Source organism: Gordonia alkaliphila, from assembly GCF_023017165.1.
Taxonomy (GTDB): Bacteria; Actinomycetota; Actinomycetes; order Mycobacteriales; family Mycobacteriaceae; genus Gordonia; species Gordonia alkaliphila.
Window position 1 is genome coordinate 2,567,840 of the sequence record NZ_JALKBW010000001.1, and the last position, 23,401, is coordinate 2,591,240.

Consider the following 23,401-nt stretch of genomic DNA (forward strand, 5'->3'; position numbering starts at 1 on the left):
CCGACCACCCTAGTCGGCCTGCGAACGGGGTGTTCAGCGGCCGTTCGCAGGCTTCGGTGCGGGACTGGTGGCCTTGGGCTTGGCAGGTGCGGGCTTCTGCTGCGGAGCGGGGGCGGGCCCGATGCCCGGCGGCAGGCAGATCGCGCCGAGGCAGTTCTGCGGCGGCGTGGTCGGCTTCGGCTTGGGCGTGGTGCTCTTGTCCGTCTTGTCCCCGGGCTGCTTGTCCCCGGGCTTGTCACTGTCCGGCTTGTCCTGGGCCTTCTTGTCCTTGTCGTCCTTCTTCTCGGACTTCTTCTTGTCCTTGTCGTCCGGCGCGGAGTGGCTCATCTCCGGGATGCCGCCGGTCGGGACCACGCCGGTGGCGTAGGCGCCGGCCCAGCCGAGGACGTTGTTGGCGTAGGCCACCGAGCGGTTGTAGCGCAGCACGGCGCCGACGCGGGTGGGCTCGGCCATGATGTCGGTGACGCCCGCGCAGAGGTAGCGGCCGGCCGAGAAGGTGGCGTCGAAGATGTTGTCCGGGTCGGCCTTGCCGTCGCCGTTGGCATCCGAGCCCCAGGAGGCCCAGGTGCTCGGAATGAACTGCATGGGGCCCATGGCGCGATCGTGCTTGCCGTCGCCGTCCCAGCGGCCGCCGTCGGTGTCGGTGATGACCTCGTTGCCGGCCAGTGAACCGTCGAGCACCGGCCCGCGGATCGGGGTGCGGGTGTTGCCGTACTCGTTGACGTTGCCGCCGCCGGCGTGCCCGGACTCGATGCGGCCGATGCCGGCCAGCAGGTACCAGGGCAGCTTGCACTGCGGACTCTCGGCGGCGACGCGGGTGGCGGCCAGCTTGTAGGCCTGCAGCACCACACCGGGGATGCCGAGCGGGCCGTTGGGCAGATCGGCGGCGATACGGAACTGGGTGCGGCGGTCGGCGGCCGCGGCAGGGTGAAACCGTACAGGACGGGGTGGCGGCGGGCACCGACTGCGCGACGGCGACGGACTGTTGCTCGTCGGCGGTCAGGGTGACGCCGGGCGCGGTGACCGGCGGCTGGGCGTCGAGGGTGCTGCTCGCGGAGGTGCCGACCATCAGGGCGGCACCGACGGCGGCGATGCCGGTGGTGACCGCGACGCCGCGCCACGGCATGCCGTGCGAGCGGTGGAAACTCATCCCCATTGTTTCTACTTACTCCAGTCGAGACTTCTGGCCGAGTACGTCTGGCGTCCGATTCCGTCAGTTGTTCCCCCCGGGTGGACGAGACGTGAGTCACCATACCCTGCCCGGATTCCGTGCGATCGGGGTTATCGGTGATCCGGCCCGCCGCGCGCCGGTTCCTCGCTGTCGGCCGCCGGGGCCTGCGCGGCGGCGAGTCGTTCGACGAGGTCGTCGAGCAGGTCGTCCAGTTCCCGGCGCAGATAGTCGCGGGTCACGGTCTCGCCGACGGCCAGGCGGACGGCGGCCAGTTCGCGGGCCAGGAACTCGGTGTCGGCCTTGGTCTGGGCGGCACGACGACGGTCCTCGTCGAGCGAGACCTTGTCGCGGTTCTCCTGACGGTTCTGGGCCAGCAGGATCAGCGGGGCGGCGTAGGCGGCCTGCGTGGAGAACGCGAGGTTGAGCAGGATGAACGGGTACGGATCCCAGCCGAACGTGAAGACGCCGATGTTCAGGAAGATCCAGACGATCACGACGACCGTCTGGATGGCCAGGTAGGAGCCGGTGCCGAGGAAGCGGGCCACCCGTTCGGCGTAGACGCCGATCACATCGGCGTCGATGTTCGCCGAGAAGCGCCGTCGGCCGTCGCTGGGGGTGTCGAGGCGACGTTGGTTCACCGGGCGGCCTCCGGCTCCTGGTCGCGCCAACCGCGGGGGAGCACGGCGTCGAGGAGGTCGTCGACGGCCACCGCGCCCAGCAGGTGCGCGGTCTCGTCGACCACGGGGGCCAGGGCCAGGTTGTAGGTCGCGAAGAAGCGGGTCACCTCTTCCAACGGATCGTCCGGGCTGAGGCGGGGCACGTCGTCGTCGAGGATGCCGGCCACCAGGTTGGCGGGCGGCTCGCGCAGCAGCGCCTGGGTGTGGACGGCGCCGAGGAACTTGCCGGTGGGCGTGCTGGTGGGCGGGCGGACCACCAGCACCATCGTCGCGGTGGCCGAGCCGACGTCGGGGTTGGCCACGCGGGCGAGGGCCTCGGAGACGGTGGTGCCGGCCGAGACGATGATCGGCTCGGGGGTCATCACGCCGCCCGCGGTGTCGGGGGAGTGGCGCAACAGGCGACGGACCGGTTCGGAGTCCTCCGGATCCATCTGGGACAGCAGGGCCTCGGCCTCGGCGGCGGGCAGTTCGCCCATCAGGTCGGCGACGTCGTCGGGATCCATCGCCTCCAGCACGTCGGCGGCGCGGGACGGCTTCATGCTGGCGAGCATGGAGGTCTGCTCGTCGGTGGACATCTCCTGCAGGATGTCGGCCAGCCGTTCGTCGTCGATCGCCCGCGCCAATTCGATGCGGCGGGGCTCGGGCAGCTCACGCAGCGCGTTGGCGACGTCGGCCGGACGCATGCCCTCGAACTGGGTCAGGGCCAGTTCCACGCCGTGGCCCGGGCGGTTCAGATTCAGGAGGGTCAGGCCGTGCACGTGATTCCAGGTCACCACGATCGTCTCGCCGCGCCGCCGGAGCGGCCCCTTGCGCATGGTGCGCAGCGCCACCCGGCCGATCACCCAGTCCAGGGCGCGGGTGCGTTCGATCTCCAGGTCGACGACCGAAAGGTCGGCGTCGGCCAGCCCCGGATGGTCGGGATCGTCGGTCCGTACCCGGCTCTCCATGATCTGGCCCACCGCGAGGGCTTCGTTGGGGCGCAGCGCCAGCTTGCGCATGTTGACGCGCCCGGTGGTCAGGGTGACGGCATCGGCGTCGATGTTGGTCACCCGGCCCATCGGAACGAAGATGCGACGTCGGCTCGCGGCCAGTTCGACGGCCAGGCCGAGTGCGCGGGGTCGCTGCCCCGGCAGATACATCGAGACCACGACGTCGCGGACACGGCCGATCGACTCGCCGTCCGGGCCCAAGACGACCAGACCGACTAATCTGGCGACGAAGACCTTGAGCGTTGGCATCATGGTCACCAGACTAGAAGTACAGCCGTGGAATTGTTTGCCGCCGGACCCGACAGGGGAGATCTATGACCCAGCCCATGCGCCCGACCCCGGGCCTGCCCACCAAGCCGACGGGCTGGCCGGTCGGGTCGTACGACACCTACGAGCGGGCGCAGCGGGCGGTGGACCATCTCGCCGACAACGAGTTTCACGTCGAGAAGCTGACCATCGTCGGCGTCGACCTGATGCAGGTGGAGCGGGTGCTGGGCCGGTTGACCTGGAGCAAGGTGCTCGGCGGCGGACTGGTCTCGGGCGCGTGGTTCGGCCTCTTCGTGGGCCTCATCATCAGTATCTTCGTCACCGGCCAGGACTTCTGGATTCCGATCGTGTTCTGTGTGGTCGCGGGCATGGTCTTCGGCGTGATCAGCGGCGCCATTCCGTACGCCGCGACCCGCGGGCAGCGCGACTTCTCGTCGACCATGCAGTTGGTGGCCGGCCGGTACGACGTCCTGTGCGATCCGGGCAGCGCCGAGCAGGCCCGCGACATGCTCGCCAAGCTCGCAATCTAGCCGCGCCGGGGACCTTCCTGTGTGATGAGTCACTGGTTGCGTTAACCTGACCTCACATCAGGATTCACAGGCGTCCCTCAGGTTCGCTGTGGTCACTGCGAAATGGCGAGGAGGCGGGTCGGCGAGATGGTCCCACGAGAGTCGATGCCCATGCAGTCGGGGCCCATGCAGTCGGGGCCCATACAGTCGGGGCCCATACAGTCGGGGCCCATACAGTCGGGGCCCATACAGTCGGGGCCCGAGCGGTCCGGGCCCGAGGAATCGGTATCCGAACCGGTGACCGGTCGACGACGTCGTCGACCGCTGCGCACCCGGTTGGCGGTGGCCGCGGTCGCCGCGGCCGCGGTGGTGCCGGCACTGGTCGCCTGCGGCGGCGGATACACCGCCGGTGTGCTGAACGTGTACGCCCCGGCCGACGGTGCGGGTGAGATCACCACGCAGGCCGCGCTGTGCACCAAGAACTCGGGCGGCGCCTACGAAGCCAAGGTGACCGTGCTGCCCAAGGACGCCGACGGGCAGCGCCTGCAGCTGGCTCGTCGTCTGGCCGGCAACGACAAGAGCCTCGACGTGATGGCGATGGACGTGGTCTGGACGGCCGAGTTCGCCAACGCCGGATGGCTGGTGCCGGTGCCCGATGCGCACGCAGCCGAGGTGGAGCAGACCAATCTCGCCGGTCCGGTGGAGACCGCGATGTGGAAGCGGCCCGACGACGAGGCCGCGCGCCTGTACGCGCTGCCGATCTGGACCAACACGCAGCTGCTCTGGTTCCGGCCGGACGTGTTGACGGAGTACCTGGGGCGGAAGGCGAAGGCCGCCGCCACCTGGGACCAGATGATCGCCGACGCCACCGCCGTCTATGAGAAGAACAAGCAGGGTCCCACGCAGATCCTGGTGCAGGGCGGCCAGTACGAGGGCCTGATGGTGTGGTTCAACTCGGTGCTGCAGAGCGCCGGCGGGAACATCCTCGATCCGGACGACCCGAGCAAGCAGACCCTGAACGACACGCCCGAGCATCGCGCGGCGACGCTGAAGGCGTTGCAGATCCTCAAGGCGGTCGCGACCTACCCGGGCGCCGATCCGTCGATCACCAACTCCAACGAGGGCACCGCCCGCGACGGCATGGAGAAGGGACAGGCGCTCTACGAGATCAACTGGCCGTTCGTCTTCAAGTCGGCGCGCGACAACGGTTCGGCCGGCGCCATCGACTTCCTGCAGGCGCTGACGCCGTACGCCGACCAGCTCGCCGACACCGAGAATCCGCCGACCGCCAAGGAACTGGTGCCGATCAACCGGATCCTGCGCAAGAGTTTCGACTTCGCGCCTTACCCGGGTGTGAGCGACGCGCTGCCGGCCAAGTCGACCCTCGGTGGTCTGAACATCGCGGTGGCGAGCACTTCGCAGCAGCAGGACCTCGCCGCCGAGCTCGCCGCGTGCCTCACCAGCCGGGACGCGCAGCGCGTGTACGCGCTCGAGGGTGCGCTGCCGCCGACGGTCACCGCGCTCTATGAAGAGCCCGACTTCAAGGTGGCCTACCCGATGGGCGACGACATCCGCCGCCAGCTCGAGTCCGAGCACGTTGCTCCGCGACCGGCCACCCCGCAGTACCAGGCGGTCTCCACGCTGGTCACCGCCACGCTCAGCCCGGTCGGCGCGTGGGATCCGGAGACCATGGTGGACACGCTGGCCGAGCAGGTCCAGAAGGCGATCGACGGGGAAGGGATCATCCCATGACCACCGGTGACGACAACGCCCCCGAGAACACCGAGGGTGCGCAGCCCTCAGAACCCCAGCAGCCCCGGGAATCGCGGGAGCCGGCGGCGCCGGTCCACTCCGACATCTGGGTGCCCCCGGAGGCGGTGATTCTGCCCCCGGATCCGATCCCACCGGTGCGGTCGGGCCCGCTCCCGCCGCTGCCGACGCCGCCGGCGCCCCGGACGCAGCCGGTCGCGGAGCCGGTCCCCGCGGCCGCACCCGCCGCCGTGCCGGTTCCGGCGGCCTCGTCCGCCGGGTCGATCGTCGACCTGCTCGACGAGTCGCCGCCCGCGTCGTCGACCTCGGTGCGCACACCGCGCACCCGCAAGGTCGCCAGCGAACGCACGTCCAACGAACGCAAGCTGGCCTACTGGCTGGTGGCGCCCGCCGCGATCGTGATGCTGCTGGTCACCGGCTATCCGATCCTGTACGCGGTGTGGCTGTCGCTGAACAAGGCGACGCTGACCGCGCCGGACGAGAACGAGTTCATCGGCCTCTCCAACTACGCCACGGTGCTCTCCGACGGCTACTGGTGGCAGTCGCTGTGGGTCACCCTGTTCATCACGGTGATCTCGGTGGCGATCGAGCTGGTGCTCGGCATGATGATCGCCCTGGTGATGCACCGGACCATCTTCGGCAAGGGCACCATCCGCACCGTCGTGCTGATCCCGTACGGCATCGTGACCGTCGCGGCGGCCTTCTCCTGGTACTACGCCTGGACCCCGGGCACCGGCTACCTGGCCAACCTGCTGCCCGACGGCACCGATCCGCTGACCAACCAGTGGTCGTCGCTGTTCATCATCATCCTGGCGGAGGTCTGGAAGACCACCCCGTTCATGGCGCTGCTGCTGCTCGCGGGTCTGGCCCTGGTGCCCGACGACCTGCTCAAGGCCGCGCAGGTCGACGGCGCAGGCGCCTGGACCCGACTGCGGAAGATCATCATTCCGCTGATGAAGCCGGCCATCCTGGTGGCGCTGCTGTTCCGTACGCTCGACGCCTTCCGGATCTTCGACAACATCTACATCCTGACCAAGGGCAACCACGGGACCGGATCGGTGTCGATGCTCGGCTACAACAACCTGTTCAAGGCGTTCAACCTGGGCGTCGGTTCGGCGATCAGCATTCTGATCTTCCTGTGCGTGGCGATCATCGCCTTCATCTTCATCAAGATCTTCGGCGCCGCGGCGCCCGGCTCGGACAACGAGGGGCGGTAACCGGTGAATCATCTCAATCGCCGCGTCGGCTGGACCGTCGCCAATGTGATCGTCATCTTGTACGCCGTGGTTCCGCTGTGGTGGATCATCAGTCTGTCGTTCAAGCCGCCGAGCACGGTGCTCGACGGCAACTTCATCCCGCGGCAGTGGACCATGGACAACTACAAGGCGCTGTTCGCCGACGGCGTCCTCGCCGAGTTGCTGTGGGCGCTGCTCGGCCTGGCCATCGGGGCCGCCCTGCTGGGTGTGCTGCTGTGGCAGCGCAAGCGCGCGGTGGCCGAGCACAACGCGTCGCTGGAACTCGGTCTGCGGATCGGCGCGATCCTGGTGTCGATCGGCCTGGCGGCCGGCGTCATCTGGGGCGTCATCATCCCGCTGACCGACGGCGGCAACTTCGGTAGACCGCTGCTGAACTCGATCGGCGTCGGCCTGATCACCACCGCCATCGCGGTGCTGCTGGGCACCATGGCCGCCTACGCCATCGCCCGACTGGAGTTCCGCGGCAAGAAGCTGCTGGTGGGCGTCGCCCTGCTGATCGCCATGTTCCCGCAGATCTCGCTGGTGACCCCGCTGTTCAACATCGAACGTAGCCTCGGCCTGTTCGACACCTGGACCGGCCTGGTGATCCCGTACGTGGCGTTCGCGCTGCCGCTGGCGATCTACACGCTGTCGGCGTTCTTCCGGGAGATCCCGTGGGATCTGGAGAAGGCCGCCATGATGGACGGCGCCACCTCGGCGCAGGCCTTCCGCCGGGTCATCGTGCCGCTGGCCGCGCCCGGCGTGGTCACCGCCGCGATCCTGGTGTTCATCTTCGCCTGGAACGACCTGCTGCTGGCCCTGTCGCTGACTTCCACCGACCGCGCCCAGACGGCGCCGGTGGCCATCGCGAACTTCACCGGCTCCAGCCAGTTCGAGGAGCCCACCGGCTCCATTTCCGCAGCCGCCGTCGTGATCACCATTCCGATCATCATCTTCGTGCTCTTCTTCCAACGTCGTATCGTGGCCGGTCTGACCTCCGGCGCGGTGAAGGGATAACCCATGGCCGACATCGTTCTGGAGAACCTCTCCAAGCAGTACCCGGACGGCTCGACGGCGGTGCAGGACGTGAACCTGCACATCGCCGACGGCGAGTTCGTCATCCTGGTCGGCCCGTCGGGCTGCGGCAAGTCGACGACGCTCAACATGATCGCCGGCCTCGAGGACATCTCCTCGGGCACGCTGTCGATCGGCGGCACCGTGGTGAACGACGTCGCACCGAAGGACCGCGACATCGCCATGGTCTTCCAGAGCTACGCGCTGTACCCGCACATGACGGTGCGCGAGAACATCGCCTTCCCGCTGACCCTTCAGAAGCTGCCGAAGGCGCAGATCGCCGAGAAGGTGGCCGAGGCCGCCCGCATCCTGGATCTGGAGGAGTTCCTCGACCGTAAGCCGGCGAACCTGTCCGGCGGCCAGCGGCAGCGTGTCGCGATGGGGCGCGCCATCGTGCGTCACCCGAAGGCCTTCCTGATGGACGAGCCGCTGTCGAACCTCGACGCCAAGCTGCGCGTGCAGATGCGGACCGAGATCGCCGAACTGCAGGCCCGGCTGGGTGTCACCACCGTGTACGTGACCCACGACCAGACCGAGGCGATGACCCTCGGCGACCGCGTCGTGGTGATGAAGTCCGGTCTGGTGCAGCAGGTGGGCGCCCCGCAGGAACTGTACGACCGCCCGCGCAACCTGTTCGTGGCCGGCTTCATCGGCTCGCCCGCGATGAACTTCATCCCGGGCAAACTGTCGCACGGGTACGTCGACACCGTCATCGGTCCGATCCAGCTGCCCGACTACGAGCAGGTGGTGGCCAACGCGCAGCAGGTCGGCAGTTCCGGCGAGGTGCTCCTCGGCGTGCGGCCCGAGCACCTGGTGGACGCCACGCTCCTGGAGCCGGGGCAGGGTGACGGCATGGTCGCCTTCGACGCGACCGTGGACATCGTGGAGTCGATGGGCTCGGACAAGTACTACTACTTCACCCTCGGGGACACCGGCCAGAGCGCCGACCTGCTCAATCAGCTCGCCGAGGACCTGGGTTCGACCACCAGCGGCGGGCAGAAGGTGGCCCGCCTGCAGCCGACCACCACCGTGCCGCGTCGCGGGACGCTGCAGCTCGCCCTGGATCCGGCGAACCTGCACGTCTTCGACACTGGTTCGGGTCTCTCGCTGCGCCTGTGAGCTCCATCGTCGAACTCGTCACCGCGCACCTGACCGCCGGGCTCGGACCCGATCCGCAGCGCGCTTCGGTGACTTTCCTGGGCGTCGAGGCGATCGACGTGCTGCGCTTCGCCGACGTCGAGCGCGGCGAGGTGGTCTTCGCCACCGTCGGCTGCGCGCGGCACCCGATGCACGATCCGTCGGACCTCGCGCCGGATCCGCAGCGCGGTCCGCGGGCCGAGCTGATCGTCCGGATGCGGCCGAGCGCGGCCCTGCCGGGGCTGCATCGGTCGCTGGCGACGGTGGCGGCCGCGCCGTCGGTGGAGGGGCTGATCCTGGCCGAGGACTCGCTGATCGATCTGCAGGAGCCGCTCTGGGGCGGGGCGATCTGCTCGGCGTTCCTGCTGACGGCCGAACCGGAGCTGGCGGACTTGCCGCTGCCGGAACCGGCTGAGCCGGTCCGCTTCCTGCGCGCCGTGCCGATCACCGCGAACGAGGCAGCCTGGGTGCGGCTCAAGGGCGCCGACGCGCTGCGGGAGGCGTGGGCCGAGGGCGACGTGGACGTGACCGACCCGACCCGCGGCGGCGTCACACCAGCCTGAGTCCGGACCCGAGCGCCGGCGCTACAGCCAGCGGTTGCGGTGCAGCAGGCGCCAGAGCAGCACGCAGGCGGTGAACAGGATCGCCAGCAGCACCGGATACGACCAGCGCCAGGACAGCTCCGGCATGAACTCGAAGTTCATGCCGTACAGACCGGCGACCATGGTCGGCACCGCCGCGATGGCGGCCCACGACGAGATCTTGCGCATGTCGGTGTTCTGCTGGATGCCGACCTTGGTGGCGGCCGCGTGCAGCAGCGAGGTGAGCCGGTCGTCGTACTCGCCGATGCGCTCGATGACGGTCGTCAGGTGGTCGCGGACGTCGCGGAAGTGCCGGTGCACCTCCTTCTCGTCGAACGATCCGGTGTGCGCGCCGCGCAGGCCGGGCGGGTGCGCGCTGCCGGGGCCGCCCTGCCCGGACAGCCAGGCGAGCGGTTCGGCCAGGGGAGCGACCGCGCGATGCAGTTCCATCACCTCGCGTTTGAACAGGTAGACCACGTCGATGTCGAGATCGGTGGTGGCGACCGCGAAGACGCGTTCCTCCACCTCGTCGACGTCGGGTGCCATCTCGGCGACCACCTCGAGGTAGGTGTCGACCACGTGGTCGGCGACGGCGTGCACCACCGCGGCGGGGCCGAGGGCCAGGGTCTGCGGGCGCGCCTCCATCCGGGCGCGCACCCCGGCGAGCTGCGTGTGTTCGCCGTGGCGGACGGTGATCACGAAGTCGCGGCCGGCCAGCACCATGATCTCGCCGCCGTCGACGATGTCGTTGGCCCGGTCGATGCTGTCGTGCGCCACGTACGACATGGAGCGCAGCACCAGGAAGATGAGCCCGTCGTACAGCTCGAGTTTGGGCCGCTGATGGGCCTCGACCACGTCTTCGACGGCCAGCGGGTGCAGGCCGAAGATCCGGCCCACCTCGTCCATCTGCGCCTCGCCCGGCGCGTGCAGGCCGAGCCAGACGAAACCCGAGCCGGTGGCGCGCACATGCGCGTACGCCGACGCGAAGTCGCGGTAGCCGGGTTCGCGGCGGCCGCCCCGATAGACGGCGCAGTCGACGACGGCGCGATCGGGCGGCACCGACGTGCGCGGCGCCCGAGTACGGCGCGGTCCCGTGGAACCTCGAGATTGCGTGGACACGTCGCGATCGTACCGAGCGCCGTGTGTCGCGGGTGGGTGCCGCGCGGGTGGACTACCGTGGGCTGCGATGACGAACACCAAGCGGGCCCTGACCGCGCTCCTCGTGCTGCTGGCCGGACTCACCGTTCTCACCGCGTGCGGCGACGACAGTGAGGCGGACGCGCCGCTGCTGGTCGGCTCCGGATCGTCGTCGACGATGCGGGCGGCCGCCGCGGTGTACGCGGTGGGGTTGAGCCGTGCCGGCACGCCGGCGACGACGGCGGGTGCGCCGGTGGGCACCGACACCGCGCTGATGGCGGCGATCAGCACCGGCGGGGTGGATCTGTTTCCGGCCTTCACCGGTGACCTGCTGACCCAGCTCTCCACCCGCCCCGAAGCGCTCGGCGGGGAGGAACTGCTGACCGAGGTGGCGCGCGCGTTGCCGCAGGGCGTGGCGATCGGCGACCCGACCGGGGTCAGCGATCGCCCGCAGCTGTTGCTGTCGGCCGGTCTGCGCGACCGCTACGACGTGCCGACGCTCGCCGACTGCGGTCGGCTGCCGGCCGGACTGCCGCTGGTGGTGCTCGACGGTCAGGACGCTGCGGTGCTCGCGGCCTTCGCCGTCTGCCGCCCCGGTGCGGTGGAGCGGGTGCCGGATGCGCGCGCGGTGATCGCCCGCGTCACCGGCGGCGAGGCGCTCGGCGTGCTGCCCGCGTTGGCCACGGCGAGCGCGGGGGAGCTGGGCGACCTTCGCATCCTGGCGTCCGACGGTGCTCCGCGCGCCCAGGATCTGGTGCCGGTGTACCGCAGTGCGGCGCTGGACAAGTCCGCGCTCAAGCAGCTCAGCCGCATCGCGGGGGAGCTGACCACGGACGTGCTCGCCGAACTCGGTGCACGGGTGGAACGCGGTGAGGACCCCGGCGCGGTGGCCGCCGCCTGGCTGGCCACCGGCGCCGTGTCCTGATCGTGCGGTCCTGCAGGTTCAGGACAGGCGGGACATGCCCCACTGGGTGATCTTCGCCGAGATGCCCTGGTAGTACGAGCCCACCAGGCGCACACCGAGGTCGAGCAGCTTCGCATCGGCGCCGACCAGCACGCGCGCGTTCTCCTTCTCCACCGCGCGCAGGATGATGTCGGCGGCCTTGGACGCCGAGGTGTTGGCCAGGTACTTGTCGAAGAACGCCGCCGTCGCGGCCGCGTCGTGGTCCCCGGAGGTGGTGGCGTTGCGCGCGATGGCGGTCTTGATGCCGCCGGGGTGCACGCAGGTCACCGCGACCTGGTGGTCGGAGATCAGCATCTCCTGGCGCAGCGCCTCGGTGAAGCCGCGGACCGCGAACTTCGCCGAGTTGTACGCGGCCTGTCCGGGCTCGGACAGCAGGCCGAACAGCGAGGACACGTTGACGATGGCGCCGTCGCCGGAGGCGATGATGGCCGGCAGGAACGCCTTGGTGCCGTTCACCACGCCCCAGTAGTCGACGTCCATGATGCGTTCGATGTCCTTGAACTCCATGGTCTCCACTTCGCCGTGGTGCGCGATGCCGGCGTTGTTGAAGATGGCGTTCACGGTCCCGAAGTGCTCGACGACGGTGTCGGCGTAGGTGAGGAAGGCCTCCCGTTCGGCGACGTTGAGCAGCTGCGCATGGACTTCGCCGCCGGCCTCGGTCACCAGGCGCTCGGTGGTGGCCAGACCGTCCGGGTCGACATCGGAGATGGCGACCTTCGCGCCGCGGCGAGCGAGTTTGACGGCCAGTTCGCGGCCCATGCCCGAGCCGGCGCCGGTGATCACGACGACCTTGTTGCGGAAATCCTTCATGTGTCTTCTCTTTCGTCGGGAGGTAGGGGAGTCAGGCGGTGACCGGGACGGCGTCGGCCGGGCGGTCGGCGGGGGCCTGGGCGCCCACGGTCACGTCGTAGGCGGCGATGTCGAAGCGACGCGTCGCGTTGCGGAACGCGAAGGTGAAGCCCGGCCACAGGGCGGTGATGTTGCCGTTGTGGTCCTGATACCAGGATTCGCAACCGCCGGTGACCCACACCGAGGTCTTCAGCGTGCGCTGCAGCTTCTCGTTGAAACGGTCCTGTGCCGCCGCGCTGACGTCGGTGCGGACGATGCCCGCCGCGCGGGTCTTGCGCAGGTAGTCGACGAGGTAGTTCAGCTGCGACTCGATCATGTAGACCATCGAGGTGTGGCCGAGGCCGGTCGACGGGCCCACCAGCAGCGCCAGGTTCGGGAAGCCGTGGACGAAGGTGCCCTTGTAGCCCTGCATGCCGGTCTCGTCCCACACCTGCGCCAGACTGCGGCCGCCCGTGCCGACGATGGTGTCGAAGACGGGGGAGTCGGTGACGTGGAAGCCGGTCGCGACGACGATGGCGTCCACCGGGTGCTCCACGCCGTCGGCGGTGACGATCGCATCGGCGGTGATCGATGCGATGCCGGAGGTCACCAGGTCGACGTTCGGCCGATCCAGGGTGGGGTACCACTCGTTGGACTTGAGGATGCGCTTGCAGCCGACGGCGAACGTCGGCGTGACGGCCTCGCGCAGCTTCGGGTCGCGGATGCCGCGGAAGATGTTGGCCTTGCAGAGCGCCTCCACCGGCTTGAGGGCCTTGGGGGCGTAGGTCATGCCGGCGGCGACGGTCTCGTTCGCGGTGTAGATGGTGCCGCGGATCAGTGCCTGCAGTCCGGGGACGTGCTTGAAGGCCCAGTTCTCCACCGGCAGGTACGGGCGCTCGTTGCGCGGGATGATCCACGGTGCGGTGCGCTGGTACACGTCGAGGTGCCCGACGATCTTGCCGAGCTGCGGCACGATCTGAATGGCCGAGGCGCCGGTGCCGATCACGGCGACGCGCTTACCGGTGAAGTCGTAGTCGTGGTCCCAGCGGGCCGAATGGACCAGGGTGCCTTCGAAGCCGTCGATGCCGTCGATGTCGGGCAGGTTCGGCTCGCACAGCGGGCCCACCGCGCCGATCATGTGCTTGGCGCGGACCTGATCGACGTCGCCGTCGCGCTCGATGTCGATGATCCAGCTGAGCGACTCTTCGTCCCACGCCGCGCGGCGGACCTCGGTGCCGAACCACGTCTTCTCGGCGACGCCGTGCTGGGCGGCGACACCGTTGATGTAGCGGTGGATCTCCGGCTGATGCGAGTACGACCGGCTCCACTCGGGGTTGAGCGCGAACGAGAACGAGTACAGGTGCGAGGGGACGTCGCACGCGGCGCCCGGGTAGGTGTTGTCGCGCCAGGTGCCGCCGAAGTCGGCGCCGCGATCGAGGATCAGGTAGTCGTCGAACCCGTTCTCGGCGAGTTTGACGGCTGCGCCGAGCCCGGAGAAGCCGGCCCCGACGATCGCGATCTCTACATCGTGTGTTGTCATGGTTCTCACCATAAGGACGTGTTGACGGCCCGTCAATAGGTTGTTGAATGTTGGTCAATAGTTGTTGAGCGGGTGTCAATAGTGGCTTAGGGTGAGGGCATGACGACCACCGACACCGCGACCGGCGGGTCTGCCGCGCCGCGTCGGACCCGCATGAGTCCGCAGCAACGTCGTCGTCAACTGCTGGACCTGGGCGAAGAGCTGGCCACCGAGCAGCCGCTGGAGACCGTGACCATCGAAGCGGTCGCTGAGCGCGCCGGGGTGTCGCGGGCACTGATCTTCCACTACTTCGAGTCCAAGCAGGACTTCCACCTGGCACTGGTGCAGGAGTGGGCGGAGGAGATGCAGGCGCGCACCCTGCCGCCGGAGGACGTCGACGATCCGCTCGTCATGCTGACCGCGTCGATGACGGCGTATATCGACTACGTGGCCGAGAACGGCGATCAGTTCATCGCGGTGCTCCGCGGTTCACTGAGCACCGATCCGGCGATGCGCAATGTCGCCGAGTCCACCCGTTCGGAGATGACCCGCCGCATCCTGCACCATGCGCCGGTCCTGGGCATCGAGGTGACCGGGGCGGTGGAGATGGCGGTGCGCGGCTGGACCGCGTTCGTCGAGGACGTGATGATCCGCTGGATCACCGACCCGAAGCTCACGCGCGAGCAGGTGCTCGGTGTCCTGGTGGGTTCGCTGCCCGCGCTGGCCGGCGCGGCCTCGCTCGTCGCCGACTGAGCTCGTCCGGGCCCCGGATGCACGAATGCCGCCCCACGTCCGAAGACGTGGAGCGGCACTCGCTCAGATAGGGATCAGTCCATCGAGAACGCCGAGTCGATGATCTCGGCCTGCTCGACGGCGTGCACCTTGGCCGAACCGGACGACGGCGCAGCCATCGCGCGACGCGAGATACGACGCAGCCCGGACAGCATCTCCGGCAGCAGGTCGGGCAGCCACAGACCCAGGAACGGCCACGGACCCTGGTTGGCCGGCTCTTCCTGCACCCACACGAAGTCGGTGGCGTTCGGGTACTGCTCCAGCGTGCGTGCCAGACGACGGTGGGGCACCGGGTACAGCTGCTCCAGGCGGACGATCGCGATGTCCTCGCGCTTCTCCTTGGCCTGCTGGGCGGCGAGCTCGTAGTAGAGCTTGCCCGAGACCAGCAGCACGCGCTTGACCGTGGACCGGTCACCGCCGCCGGAGACGCCGTTGATGTCGTCGGCGAAGTGCGGATCGTCGCGCACCGACAGGAACTTGCCCTCGGTGAACTCCTCGATCGGCGAGACGGCGGCCTTGTTGCGCAGCATGGACTTCGGGGTGAAGACCACCAGCGGGCGGCTGATGCCGTCGTGCACGTGACGACGCAGCAGGTGGAAGTAGCTCGCCGGGGTCGACGGCAGCGCGACGGTCATCGAACCCTCGGCGCACAGCTGCAGGAAGCGCTCGATACGGCCGGAGGTGTGGTCCGGTCCCTGACCCTCATGGCCGTGCGGCAGGAGCAGCACGACGTCGCTGCGCTGGCCCCACTTGGCCTCGCCCGAGCTGATGAACTCGTCGATGATCGACTGCGCGCCGTTGACGAAGTCGCCGAACTGCGCCTCCCAGAGCACCAGTGCGTCCGGGTTGCCGATCGCGTAGCCGTACTCGAAGCCGAGGACGGCGAACTCCGACAGCGGCGAGTCGTACACCATGAAGCGACCCGGGCCGTTCGGCGCCAGGGTGTTCAGCGGGGTGTACTCCGAGCCGTTCTCCCGGTCGATCAGCACCGAGTGGCGCTGGGTGAAGGTGCCGCGACGCGAGTCCTGACCGGACAGGCGCACGGTCTGACCCTCTTCGACAAGGGTGCCCAGCGCGAGGAGCTCGGCGAAGGCCCAGTCCACGCCGCCCTGGGTCGACATCTCGTGGCGACGCTCCAGGACCGGCTTGACGCGCGGGTGCGGGGTGAAGCCCTCGGGCACGTTGACGAAGGCTTCGCCGATCTTGGTCAGCGCGGCCTGCGGCACCGCGGTCACCAGCTTGACCGGCAGCTGCTGGTCCTCGGTGATCGGCGGCGACGGCTCCGGGCGGAAGCGGTCGAGTTCCTTGACCTCCACGAAGACCCGCTCGAGCTGGCCCTGGTAGTCGCGCAGGGCGTCCTCGGCCTCCTTGGTGGAGATGTCACCACGGCCGATGAGCGATTCGGTGTAGCTCTTACGGACGCTGCGCAGGTTGTCGATCACGTCGTACATGGCCGGCTGGGTCATCGAGGGATCGTCGCCCTCGTTGTGGCCGCGGCGGCGGTAACAGACGAGGTCGATCACCACGTCGCGGTTGAACCGCTCGCGGTAGTCGACGGCGAGCTGCGCGGCCCACACGCAGGCCTCCGGGTCGTCGCCGTTGACGTGCAGGACCGGCGCGCTGATCATCTTGGCGATGTCGGTGCAGTACTCGGTGGAGCGCGAGTGCTCGGGTGCGGTGGTGAAGCCGACCTGGTTGTTGACCACGATGTGGACGGTGCCGCCGGTGCGGTAGCCGTTCAGCATGGACAGGTTCAGCGTCTCGGCCACCACGCCCTGGCCGGCGAACGCGGCGTCGCCGTGCAGCATGAGCGGCAGGATGTCGAACTGCTGATCCTCGGGGAGCATGTCCTGCTTGGCGCGGACGATGCCCTCCAGTACCGGGTCGACGGCCTCGAGGTGGCTGGGGTTGGCGGTCAGCGAGACGTTGATCTCGTTGTCGCCGAACATCTGGTAGTACTTGCCCTCGGCGCCGAGGTGGTACTTCACGTCGCCCGAGCCGTGCAGCTGCGTGGTGCCCAGGTTGCCCTCGAACTCGGTGAAGATCTTCGAGTAGGGCTTGCCGACGATGTTGGCCAGCACGTTGAGGCGGCCGCGGTGCGGCATGCCGATGATGACCTCTTGCAGGCTGTGCTCGGCGCTGCGGTCGATCACCGCGTCCATCATCGGGATGACCGACTCGGCGCCTTCCAGCGAGAAGCGCTTCTGGCCGACGTACTTGGTCTGCAGGAAGGTCTCGAAGGCCTCGGCGGCGTTGAGCTTGGATAGGATGTACTTCTGCTCGGCCACCGGCGGCTTGGTGTGCTTCACCTCGACGCGTTCCTGCAGCCACTGCTGCTGCTCGGGATCGAGGATGTGGGTGTACTCCACGCCGATGTGGCGGCAGTAGGCGTCGCGCAGGATCGACAGCACGTCGCGCAGCTTCATCGTGTCCTGGCCGTGGAAGCCGCCGACGTTGAACGTCCGGTCGAGGTCCCACAGGGTCAGGCCGTAGCTGAGGACGTCCAGGTCCGGATGGGCGATCCGGGCCTCCTTGTCCATCATCAGCGGGTCAGTGTCGGCCATCAGGTGGCCGCGGCTGCGGTAGGCGGCGATCAGCTCGAGCACGCGGGTGTTCTTGTCCACCCGGCCCTCGGGCATGTCCCGACGCCAGCGGACCGGCTCGTACGGGATCTGCAGCGCCACGAAGAGCTCGTCCCAGAACGCGTCGTCGAGCAGCATGTTGTGGATCACGCGCAGGAAGTCGCCGGACTCGGCGCCCTGGATGATGCGGTGATCGTAGGTGGAGGTCAGCGTCATCAGCTTGCCGACGCCCATGTCGGCGAGCTGCTCGTCGCTGGAGCCCTGGAACTCGGCGGGGTACTCCATGGCGCCCGCGCCGACGATGGTGCCCTGGCCGGGCATCAGGCGCGGCACCGAATGGACGGTGCCGATGGTGCCCGGGTTGGTCAGCGAGATGGTGACGCCGGCGAAGTCGTCGGCGCCGAGCTTGCCCTGACGGGCGCGGCGGACGATGTCCTCGTAGGCGTCCCAGAATTCGCCGAAGCTCATGGTCTCGCAGCGCTTGATGGCGGCGACGACGAGCGTGCGGTTGCCGTCCTTGCCCACCAGGTCGATGGCGAGACCGAGGTTGGTGTGGGCGGGGGTGACGACGTTGGGCTTGCCGTCGATCTCCGCGAAGTGGCGGTTCATCGCGGGGAACGACTTGAGGGCCTGCACGATGGCGTAGCCGAGGATGTGGGTGAAGCTGACCTTGCCGCCGCGGGTGCGGGCGAGGTGGTTGTTGATGACGACGCGGTTGTCGATCATCAGCTTCACCGGGATGGCCCGGACGCTGGTGGCGGTCGGCACCGTGAGGGAGGCGGACATGTTGCGCACGATGGCGGCGCCGGGACCGCGGATCACCTTGGTCTCGTCGGCGGCCGGCTCGCTCGACGGCTTGGCCGACGACGCGGTGCGGCTGACGCCGGAGGCGGCCTTGGTGGCGGCGGCTTCGCGTGCCGGGGCGACGTTACGGGGAGCGATGCGCTCGGGCTCGGCATCCAGCGTCAGCAGCGGCTTGGCCGACGCGGCGCGGTGATCGGCGCTGCGGCGGCGGCCGGAGCAGCCGGAGTAGCCGGGTGGTCGGGGGCGGCCGGGGGCGCGCCGTTGAGGTCGGTGGGCTTGTAGTTTTTCAGCAGGTCGTGCCAACTCGGATCGACCGAGCTCGGGTCGGTCTGGAATCGCTGGTACATCTCCTCGACCAGCCACTCGTTTTGTCCGTAGTCGGTCTCGGATGGGGAACTACTCACAGCGTCGTCTCGCCTCTTAGGTATATCCGGTCTGGGTCTGCATGTCGGTCGGCCCCGGGAGCGTGGTAACGGGCGGGTCCGACCGACTCTCGATGTTACGCGTTCACACGCGGTCCTCGACCTCTTCTTCTCTGTCGACGGCGCAATCGTTGCGGTAAGTGGTCAGAATCACCCGGTGGCGGTGGCCACAGGGGCCTCCTCGGGGGCGACGCCCGCGGCCCAGAGTCGGGCATATGGGCCATCGGCTGTCAGCAGCTCGGCGTGGGAGCCGAATTCGACGATCGCGCCGGCCTCCACCACGGCGATGCGATCGGCGCGGGCGGCAGTGGCCAACCGGTGGGCGACGATCACGCTGGTGCGTCGCCGGGCGAGGGCCGAGCCTGCCGCCAGCACCTGCGCCTCGGTGGCCTGATCGAGGGTGGCGGTGGCCTCGTCGAGCAGGATCAGTTCCGGCTCGACGAGTTCGGCCCGCGCGAGCGCGATCAGTTGGCGCTGGCCCGAGGACAGGCTGCGCCCGCGTTCGGAGATCGCGAAGTTCATGCCGCCGGGCAGGTCGGCGATCATCTGCGCGGCCCCGACGCGACGTGCGGCCTCGGCGATGGCGGTGCGGTCGGCGTTCGGCCTGCCGTAGGCGATGTTCTCGGCGACGGTGCCGGCGAACAGGTGCGGTTCCTGCGGCACCACGCCCAGCCGGGCGCGGTACCGGTGCAGGTCGAGACTGCGGAGGTCGGCCCCGTTGTAGGTGACGGCGCCGCGGACCGGGTCGTAGAAGCGGGCGAGCAGTTTGACGATGGTGGACTTGCCGGCGCCGGTCGGACCGACCAGGGCCAGCGAGGTACCGGGCGGCAGGTGCAGATCGATCCGGCCCAGGGCGTCGGACTCGGCGCCGGCATAGGCGAAACCGACCTGCTCGAGGCGGACGTCAGCGCGGCCGGGCGGCACCGGCACGTGCGCGTCGCCGGCTTCGACGAGCGAACTGGGGGTGGCCAGCAGGTCCCGGATCCGCCGCAGGCCCACGGCGGCCTGCTGGTAGGCGTCGAAGACGCTGGTCAGTTGCTGGACCGGACCGAAGAGCATGGCGAGATAGAGGACGAAGGCCACCAGCGTGCCCGCGGAGAGTCGGCCCGCGGCGATCTGCGCGGCGCCGAAGCCGATGGCGCCGGCGGCGGCGAGGTCGGCGCAGAACATGATGAACGGGAAGTACGTCGCGACGGCGCGCTGGGACGTCATCCGGGCGGTGACCCAGCGGCTGCACAGTTCGTCGAACTGCGCGCGGGCCACCGCGGTGTGCCGGTAGGCGCGGGTGGTGCCCAGACCGGCGATGTTCTCCTGGAAGTCGGCGTTGACCGCCGAGATCAGTTCGCGGGTGCGGGTGTAGGCGCGCCCGGAGACGCGCCGGAACCACACGGTGGCCACGGCCAGGATCGGGAACAGCGGCAGCACCAGCAGGCCGAGCTGCCAGTCGGTGAGCAGCAGCGCGCCGAACACACCGAACAGGGTGAGCACCGCGACTGCGGCCGAGGTGAGCCCGGTCTGGATGAACCCGGACAGGGCGTCGACGTCGGTGGTCATCCGGGTCATGATGCGGCCGGACAGTTCGCGTTCGTAATAGTCCAGGCCCAGTCGCTGCAAGTGGGCGTAGCTGCGGATACGCAGGCCGTACAGGACGCGTTCGCCGGCGCGGGCGGAGAGCAGCGTGTTGATCGCGGCCACGAGGGCGCCCGCGGCGACCAGTGCCAGGCCGATCCCGAGGGCGGTCCAGAGGAGGTCGGCGCGGCCCGAGGTCCCGGCGTCGAGCACCATGCGGGCCAGCGACGGGAAGCCCAGGCCGATGAGGGTGTCCAGGGCCACCGCGGCCAGGACCAGGGCCAGCAGACCGCGGACCGGGCGCAGGATCTGGCGCAGGGAGAAGTCGCGGCGTTCGCGGCGCTGCTCCGCCACGTCGACGCGGGGATCCTCGGTGGCCGGCGGCAGTGAGTCGACCGCCGCGAGCAGTTCCGGGGTGGCGGCGATGGCGCCGAGGGCGCTGGACATGTTGCCGCCGCCTCCGCCGCCGCGGCCCGGGCCGGGACGCGGCGCCGGGGTCGCGGCGCGGGCAGGTTCCGCGGCCGACGGCGCGTCCGGCCGCCAGAGCTGATCGACGCCGATTGCCTGCTGCCGCGCGACCGCGGCGGCGGCCTGGGCATCCTGCTCGGCGGTGCCGGGCAGCGACATGAGGGCACGGAAGCGCGGGCTGCGCGCTTCGAGTTCGTCGACGGTGCCGGACTCGACGATGCGCCCGTCGTCGAGCACGAGGACCCGGTCGGCGATGGACAGGGTGGAGCGACGGTGCGCGAAGACCACCATCGTGGTGCCGCGCTCGCGCAGGTGGCCGAGGATCTGCGCCTCGGTCACGGCGTCCACCGCGGACGTGGCGTCGTCGAGCACCAGTACGCGCGGTGCGGCGTAGAAGGCGCGGGCCAGGGCGATGCGCTGGCGCTGGCCGCCGGACAGGGTGAGGCCGCGTTCGCCCACGCGCGTGGCGAAGCCGTCCGGGAGGGCGTCGATGAAGGCGGTGGCGGCGGCCTGATCGGTGGCGGCGCGCAGTTCCGGGGCGTGCGGGTCGGGCGCCGGATCGGGACCGAGGGCCACGTTGGCGGCGATGGTGTCGGAGTAGAGGAACGGTTCGTCGAAGGCCACCGACAGGGCCGAGTGCAGGGCGTCGGGGGCGAGGTCGGCGAGGTCGTGGGCCTGCCCGGACTCCGCGACGAGGGCGACGGTGCCGCGGTCCGGGCGGTAACTGCCCTCGAGCAGCGCGGCCAGCGTCGACTTGCCGGATCCGGGGCCGCCGATCACGGCGATGCACTCGCCGGGCGCCGCGACCAGATCCACGTCGGACAGGATGGTGCGCTCGCCGTGCGCGAAGCCGACGCCGGTGAGGGCGACGCCGAGCGGGCCGTCGGGCAGGGTGGCACCGTTGGCCAGTGCCGGGTCGCGCGGATGGTCGACCACCTCGAACACGCGGGTGGCCGAGGCGGCGGCCATCTGGGCGGCGATCACCAGGTTCGTCAGGATGCGGGCCAGCCCGGTCATGGTCGCCAGGTAGGTGGAGAAGGCGAGGAAGGTGCCCGCGGTGATCGAACCCGTGTAGGTGAGCCAGCCGCCGACCACGATCACCGCCACCATGCCGAGTTGCGGGATGGCGGCCATGGTGGGGGTGAAGCGGGCCGAGAGGCGGGCGGCGCGCAGTCGCAGGCGGTACAGGGTGCGTCCGTGGTCGGCGAGTTCGTCGGTGGCGCGTCGTTCCTGGCCGAAGCCCTTGACCACGCGTACGCCGGTGACCGTCTCCTCGACGTGCCCGGCCAGTTCGGCGGCGGCCTGCTGCGCCGACCAGTTGGCGGCGAACAGGCGGCGTCGGCCGCGATAGGCGACGAGGGCGACCAGCGGGATGATCGCGAGGGTGATCACGGTCAGCAGCGGGGACAGCCAGGCCATGATGCCCAAGGCCAGCACCACCTGGACCGCGCCGCCGAGGGCCATCGGCCCCATCGCGAGCAGGCTCTGCACCACCTGGAGGTCGGAGATCGACCGCGAGACCACCTGTCCGGTGCGGATCTGCTCGTGCGAGCGGCCGTCGAGGTGGAGCAGCGTGTCGAGCATGGAGCGGCGCAGACCGTCCTGGACCACGATCGATAGTCTGCCCGCCGCGTAGCGTCGCCCGAACTGGCAGGCGTAGCGGATCACCGCGGCCACCACCAGGGCGATGACCAGCACCGATAGAGCGACCCCGCCGACGGCGGCGCCGGTGGCGTGGTCGATCGCCGAGCGCGCCAGCAGCGGCGTCACGAGGTCGGCGGCGACGGCGCCGAGGGTCACCGCCGCGGTGACCAGCACCAGCCCGCGATGCCGCCAGCAGCGCGCACCCAGCTGCGCGAGCCAGCCCGTCAACGGCGCACGTCCGCCTGCACCACCTGACCGTCGATGTCCCAGAAGCGCGGGGGCGGACCGAAGGCCGTGCGCGCATTGCGGAGGACCAGGGTGCCCAGCGCGCGGTTGCCCGCTCCGCCCACGGCCGCACCGATGCCGCCCGGGATCAGCTTCCCGGCCAGGATGGGTGCGCGCCGCACCGCGAACTTCTTGATGAGCTTGCTGGTCAGCATGCGGTTGAGCGAGGCCAGGTGGCTCGACGACATGCCGCCGCCGGACAGGCGGGCGATCGCATCGGTGCCGCGGGTGCCGGCCACCTTGCCGAGGGCGGCGATGCCCTCCTCGCCGAGGGCCACCGACAGCACCAGGGCGCGGCGGCGCTCCACCTCGTGCGGGGAGATGCCGTACACCTCCGCGGTGGCCAGGGCCAGCAGCGCCGACGCTTCGATGAACAGCGCGGTGTCGACCGAGAGCGCCGAGATCGCGGTGATGGTGCCGACGCCCGGGATGGACGCGGCCGCGCCCACCGCGCCGCCGGAGACGGTGACGGCGTTGAGGTACTGCCGTTCCAAGCGCGCGATCAGCTGTTCGGGGGAGTCATCGGGGTGCTTGGCGCGCATCCGCGCGACGTACTTGGTGACCGCGGGTTCCTGCAGGCGGTGCGCCTTCTCCAGGATCTTGGCGACCATGCCGACGGTGCGGGAGTCGCTGCCGACGGCGGGCGTCGTACCGGCGGCCGGCGTGCCGTCGGCGCCGGACTGCACCGCGACCTCGTTCTTCTTCTTGCGCAACATGTTCGGCTCCCTCCTGTCGCGTGACCCCGATGACGAGGTCGTCGGCTGCGGCGAGTGCGCAACAGCATTCCAACATCGCGGTCGCCGCCGATGATTCCCGATCGCCGACGTGGCGTGCGTCACGCCGGTCGACGATTCTTGCGTCCAGAGTAGGCGTGGATGCCGACGCGGGGGTTCCGGCAGCGATCGGCCCGGCCCGGCCTGACCGGGATTGTCGGTACTCGCTCATACGATCGTCATGACGAGCCGATCGAGAAGGAA

At 69.7% G+C, this 23,401-nt stretch carries 16 protein-coding genes and 1 pseudogene; 8 read left to right on the forward strand and 9 right to left on the reverse strand.

The features are described 5' to 3' along the window. Nucleotides 1-33: 33 nt before the first annotated feature. The 3 genes from MUG78_RS11655 to MUG78_RS11665 form a co-directional block, all read right to left on the reverse strand. A complete protein-coding gene (locus tag MUG78_RS11655) occupies nucleotides 34-849 on the reverse strand; it encodes a lytic transglycosylase domain-containing protein (protein WP_372493200.1) in 816 nt (271 codons plus the stop codon). Between the two features lie 432 nt (nucleotides 850-1,281). Continuing rightward, a complete protein-coding gene (locus MUG78_RS11660) occupies nucleotides 1,282-1,809 on the reverse strand; it encodes a DUF1003 domain-containing protein (protein WP_246994971.1) in 528 nt (175 codons plus the stop codon). Beyond that, nucleotides 1,806-3,089 (reverse strand): magnesium transporter MgtE N-terminal domain-containing protein, encoded by a 1,284-nt coding sequence (locus tag MUG78_RS11665; protein WP_246994973.1) that lies wholly within the window; start codon nucleotides 3,087-3,089, stop codon nucleotides 1,806-1,808. The genes MUG78_RS11660 and MUG78_RS11665 overlap by 4 nt, the downstream gene beginning before the upstream one ends. Nucleotides 3,090-3,151: 62 nt before the next feature. Between MUG78_RS11665 and MUG78_RS11670 the strand changes: the two genes are divergently transcribed. The 6 genes from MUG78_RS11670 (at nucleotide 3,152) to MUG78_RS11695 (ending at nucleotide 9,392) form a co-directional block, all read left to right on the forward strand. Next, nucleotides 3,152-3,634, forward strand: a complete 483-nt coding sequence (locus tag MUG78_RS11670) for a YflT domain-containing protein (protein ID WP_246994975.1) — start codon at nucleotides 3,152-3,154, stop codon at nucleotides 3,632-3,634. A 276-nt stretch (nucleotides 3,635-3,910) separates the two neighbouring features. Beyond that, complete coding sequence (locus MUG78_RS11675; protein WP_246994977.1) at nucleotides 3,911-5,365, forward strand: extracellular solute-binding protein; 1,455 nt, start codon at nucleotides 3,911-3,913, stop codon at nucleotides 5,363-5,365. Then, the gene (locus tag MUG78_RS11680) at nucleotides 5,362-6,600 is read left to right on the forward strand and encodes a carbohydrate ABC transporter permease (RefSeq protein WP_281499826.1); all 1,239 of its coding nucleotides are present in this window, start codon (nucleotides 5,362-5,364) and stop codon (nucleotides 6,598-6,600) included. The genes MUG78_RS11675 and MUG78_RS11680 overlap by 4 nt, the downstream gene beginning before the upstream one ends. A gap of 3 nt (nucleotides 6,601-6,603) precedes the next feature. Continuing rightward, nucleotides 6,604-7,635: a carbohydrate ABC transporter permease gene (locus tag MUG78_RS11685; RefSeq protein ID WP_246994979.1), complete on the forward strand. Its 1,032-nt coding sequence runs from the start codon at nucleotides 6,604-6,606 to the stop codon at nucleotides 7,633-7,635. A 3-nt stretch (nucleotides 7,636-7,638) separates the two neighbouring features. Then, nucleotides 7,639-8,811 (forward strand): ABC transporter ATP-binding protein, encoded by a 1,173-nt coding sequence (locus tag MUG78_RS11690; RefSeq protein ID WP_246994981.1) that lies wholly within the window; start codon nucleotides 7,639-7,641, stop codon nucleotides 8,809-8,811. Beyond that, on the forward strand, nucleotides 8,808-9,392 hold the full coding sequence (locus MUG78_RS11695) for a suppressor of fused domain protein (protein WP_246994984.1): 585 nt from the start codon (nucleotides 8,808-8,810) through the stop codon (nucleotides 9,390-9,392). The genes MUG78_RS11690 and MUG78_RS11695 overlap by 4 nt, the downstream gene beginning before the upstream one ends. A 21-nt stretch (nucleotides 9,393-9,413) precedes the next feature. Here the strand turns inward: MUG78_RS11695 and MUG78_RS11700 are convergent, their stop codons facing one another. Next, nucleotides 9,414-10,529, reverse strand: coding sequence for a magnesium and cobalt transport protein CorA (locus MUG78_RS11700; protein WP_246994986.1), 1,116 nt, complete (start codon nucleotides 10,527-10,529; stop codon nucleotides 9,414-9,416). Nucleotides 10,530-10,596: 67 nt separating this feature from the next. Between MUG78_RS11700 and MUG78_RS11705 the strand changes: the two genes are divergently transcribed. After that, nucleotides 10,597-11,472 carry a glycine betaine ABC transporter substrate-binding protein gene (locus MUG78_RS11705; protein WP_246994987.1) on the forward strand — a complete coding sequence of 292 codons (876 nt, stop codon included), beginning with the start codon at nucleotides 10,597-10,599 and terminating at the stop codon, nucleotides 11,470-11,472. Between the two features lie 18 nt (nucleotides 11,473-11,490). On the opposite strand, the gene MUG78_RS11710 is transcribed toward MUG78_RS11705, so the two are convergent. Next, complete coding sequence (locus tag MUG78_RS11710) at nucleotides 11,491-12,321, reverse strand: SDR family NAD(P)-dependent oxidoreductase (protein ID WP_246994989.1); 831 nt, start codon at nucleotides 12,319-12,321, stop codon at nucleotides 11,491-11,493. Between the two features lie 31 nt (nucleotides 12,322-12,352). After that, nucleotides 12,353-13,879: a flavin-containing monooxygenase gene (locus tag MUG78_RS11715; RefSeq protein ID WP_246994991.1), complete on the reverse strand. Its 1,527-nt coding sequence runs from the start codon at nucleotides 13,877-13,879 to the stop codon at nucleotides 12,353-12,355. A 99-nt stretch (nucleotides 13,880-13,978) separates the two neighbouring features. Here MUG78_RS11715 and MUG78_RS11720 point away from each other — a divergent pair, with 99 nt between their 5' ends. Further along, nucleotides 13,979-14,611 carry a TetR/AcrR family transcriptional regulator gene (locus MUG78_RS11720; protein ID WP_246994993.1) on the forward strand — a complete coding sequence of 211 codons (633 nt, stop codon included), beginning with the start codon at nucleotides 13,979-13,981 and terminating at the stop codon, nucleotides 14,609-14,611. 74 nt (nucleotides 14,612-14,685) lie between these two features. Here MUG78_RS11720 and MUG78_RS11725 read toward each other — a convergent pair. The 3 genes and pseudogenes from MUG78_RS11725 to MUG78_RS11735 all read right to left on the reverse strand — a co-directional run bounded on the left by MUG78_RS11725 (nucleotide 14,686) and on the right by MUG78_RS11735 (nucleotide 23,140). Continuing rightward, nucleotides 14,686-18,440 (reverse strand): annotated as a pseudogene (locus MUG78_RS11725) (multifunctional oxoglutarate decarboxylase/oxoglutarate dehydrogenase thiamine pyrophosphate-binding subunit/dihydrolipoyllysine-residue succinyltransferase subunit). Between the two features lie 168 nt (nucleotides 18,441-18,608). Then, entirely contained in the window at nucleotides 18,609-22,367 is a 3,759-nt protein-coding gene (locus MUG78_RS11730) for an ABC transporter ATP-binding protein (protein ID WP_246994995.1), read from the reverse strand. Next, nucleotides 22,364-23,140, reverse strand: coding sequence for a hypothetical protein (locus MUG78_RS11735; RefSeq protein WP_372493202.1), 777 nt, complete (start codon nucleotides 23,138-23,140; stop codon nucleotides 22,364-22,366). The genes MUG78_RS11730 and MUG78_RS11735 overlap by 4 nt, the downstream gene beginning before the upstream one ends. Nucleotides 23,141-23,401 lie beyond the last annotated feature (261 nt).

What these genes read in the sequence shown, in the direction of transcription:
- MUG78_RS11735 (WP_372493202.1), bottom strand. Translation starts at nt 23,140, where the DNA reads ATGTTGCGCAAGAAGAAGAACGAGGTCGCGGTGCAGTCCGGCGCCGAC.
- MUG78_RS11665 (WP_246994973.1), bottom strand. Translation starts at nt 3,089, where the DNA reads ATGATGCCAACGCTCAAGGTCTTCGTCGCCAGATTAGTCGGTCTGGTC.
- MUG78_RS11705 (WP_246994987.1), top strand. Translation starts at nt 10,597, where the DNA reads ATGACGAACACCAAGCGGGCCCTGACCGCGCTCCTCGTGCTGCTGGCC.
- MUG78_RS11710 (WP_246994989.1), bottom strand. Translation starts at nt 12,321, where the DNA reads ATGAAGGATTTCCGCAACAAGGTCGTCGTGATCACCGGCGCCGGCTCG.
- MUG78_RS11670 (WP_246994975.1), top strand. Translation starts at nt 3,152, where the DNA reads ATGACCCAGCCCATGCGCCCGACCCCGGGCCTGCCCACCAAGCCGACG.
- MUG78_RS11715 (WP_246994991.1), bottom strand. Translation starts at nt 13,879, where the DNA reads ATGACAACACACGATGTAGAGATCGCGATCGTCGGGGCCGGCTTCTCC.
- MUG78_RS11680 (WP_281499826.1), top strand. Translation starts at nt 5,362, where the DNA reads ATGACCACCGGTGACGACAACGCCCCCGAGAACACCGAGGGTGCGCAG.
- MUG78_RS11690 (WP_246994981.1), top strand. Translation starts at nt 7,639, where the DNA reads ATGGCCGACATCGTTCTGGAGAACCTCTCCAAGCAGTACCCGGACGGC.
- MUG78_RS11720 (WP_246994993.1), top strand. Translation starts at nt 13,979, where the DNA reads ATGACGACCACCGACACCGCGACCGGCGGGTCTGCCGCGCCGCGTCGG.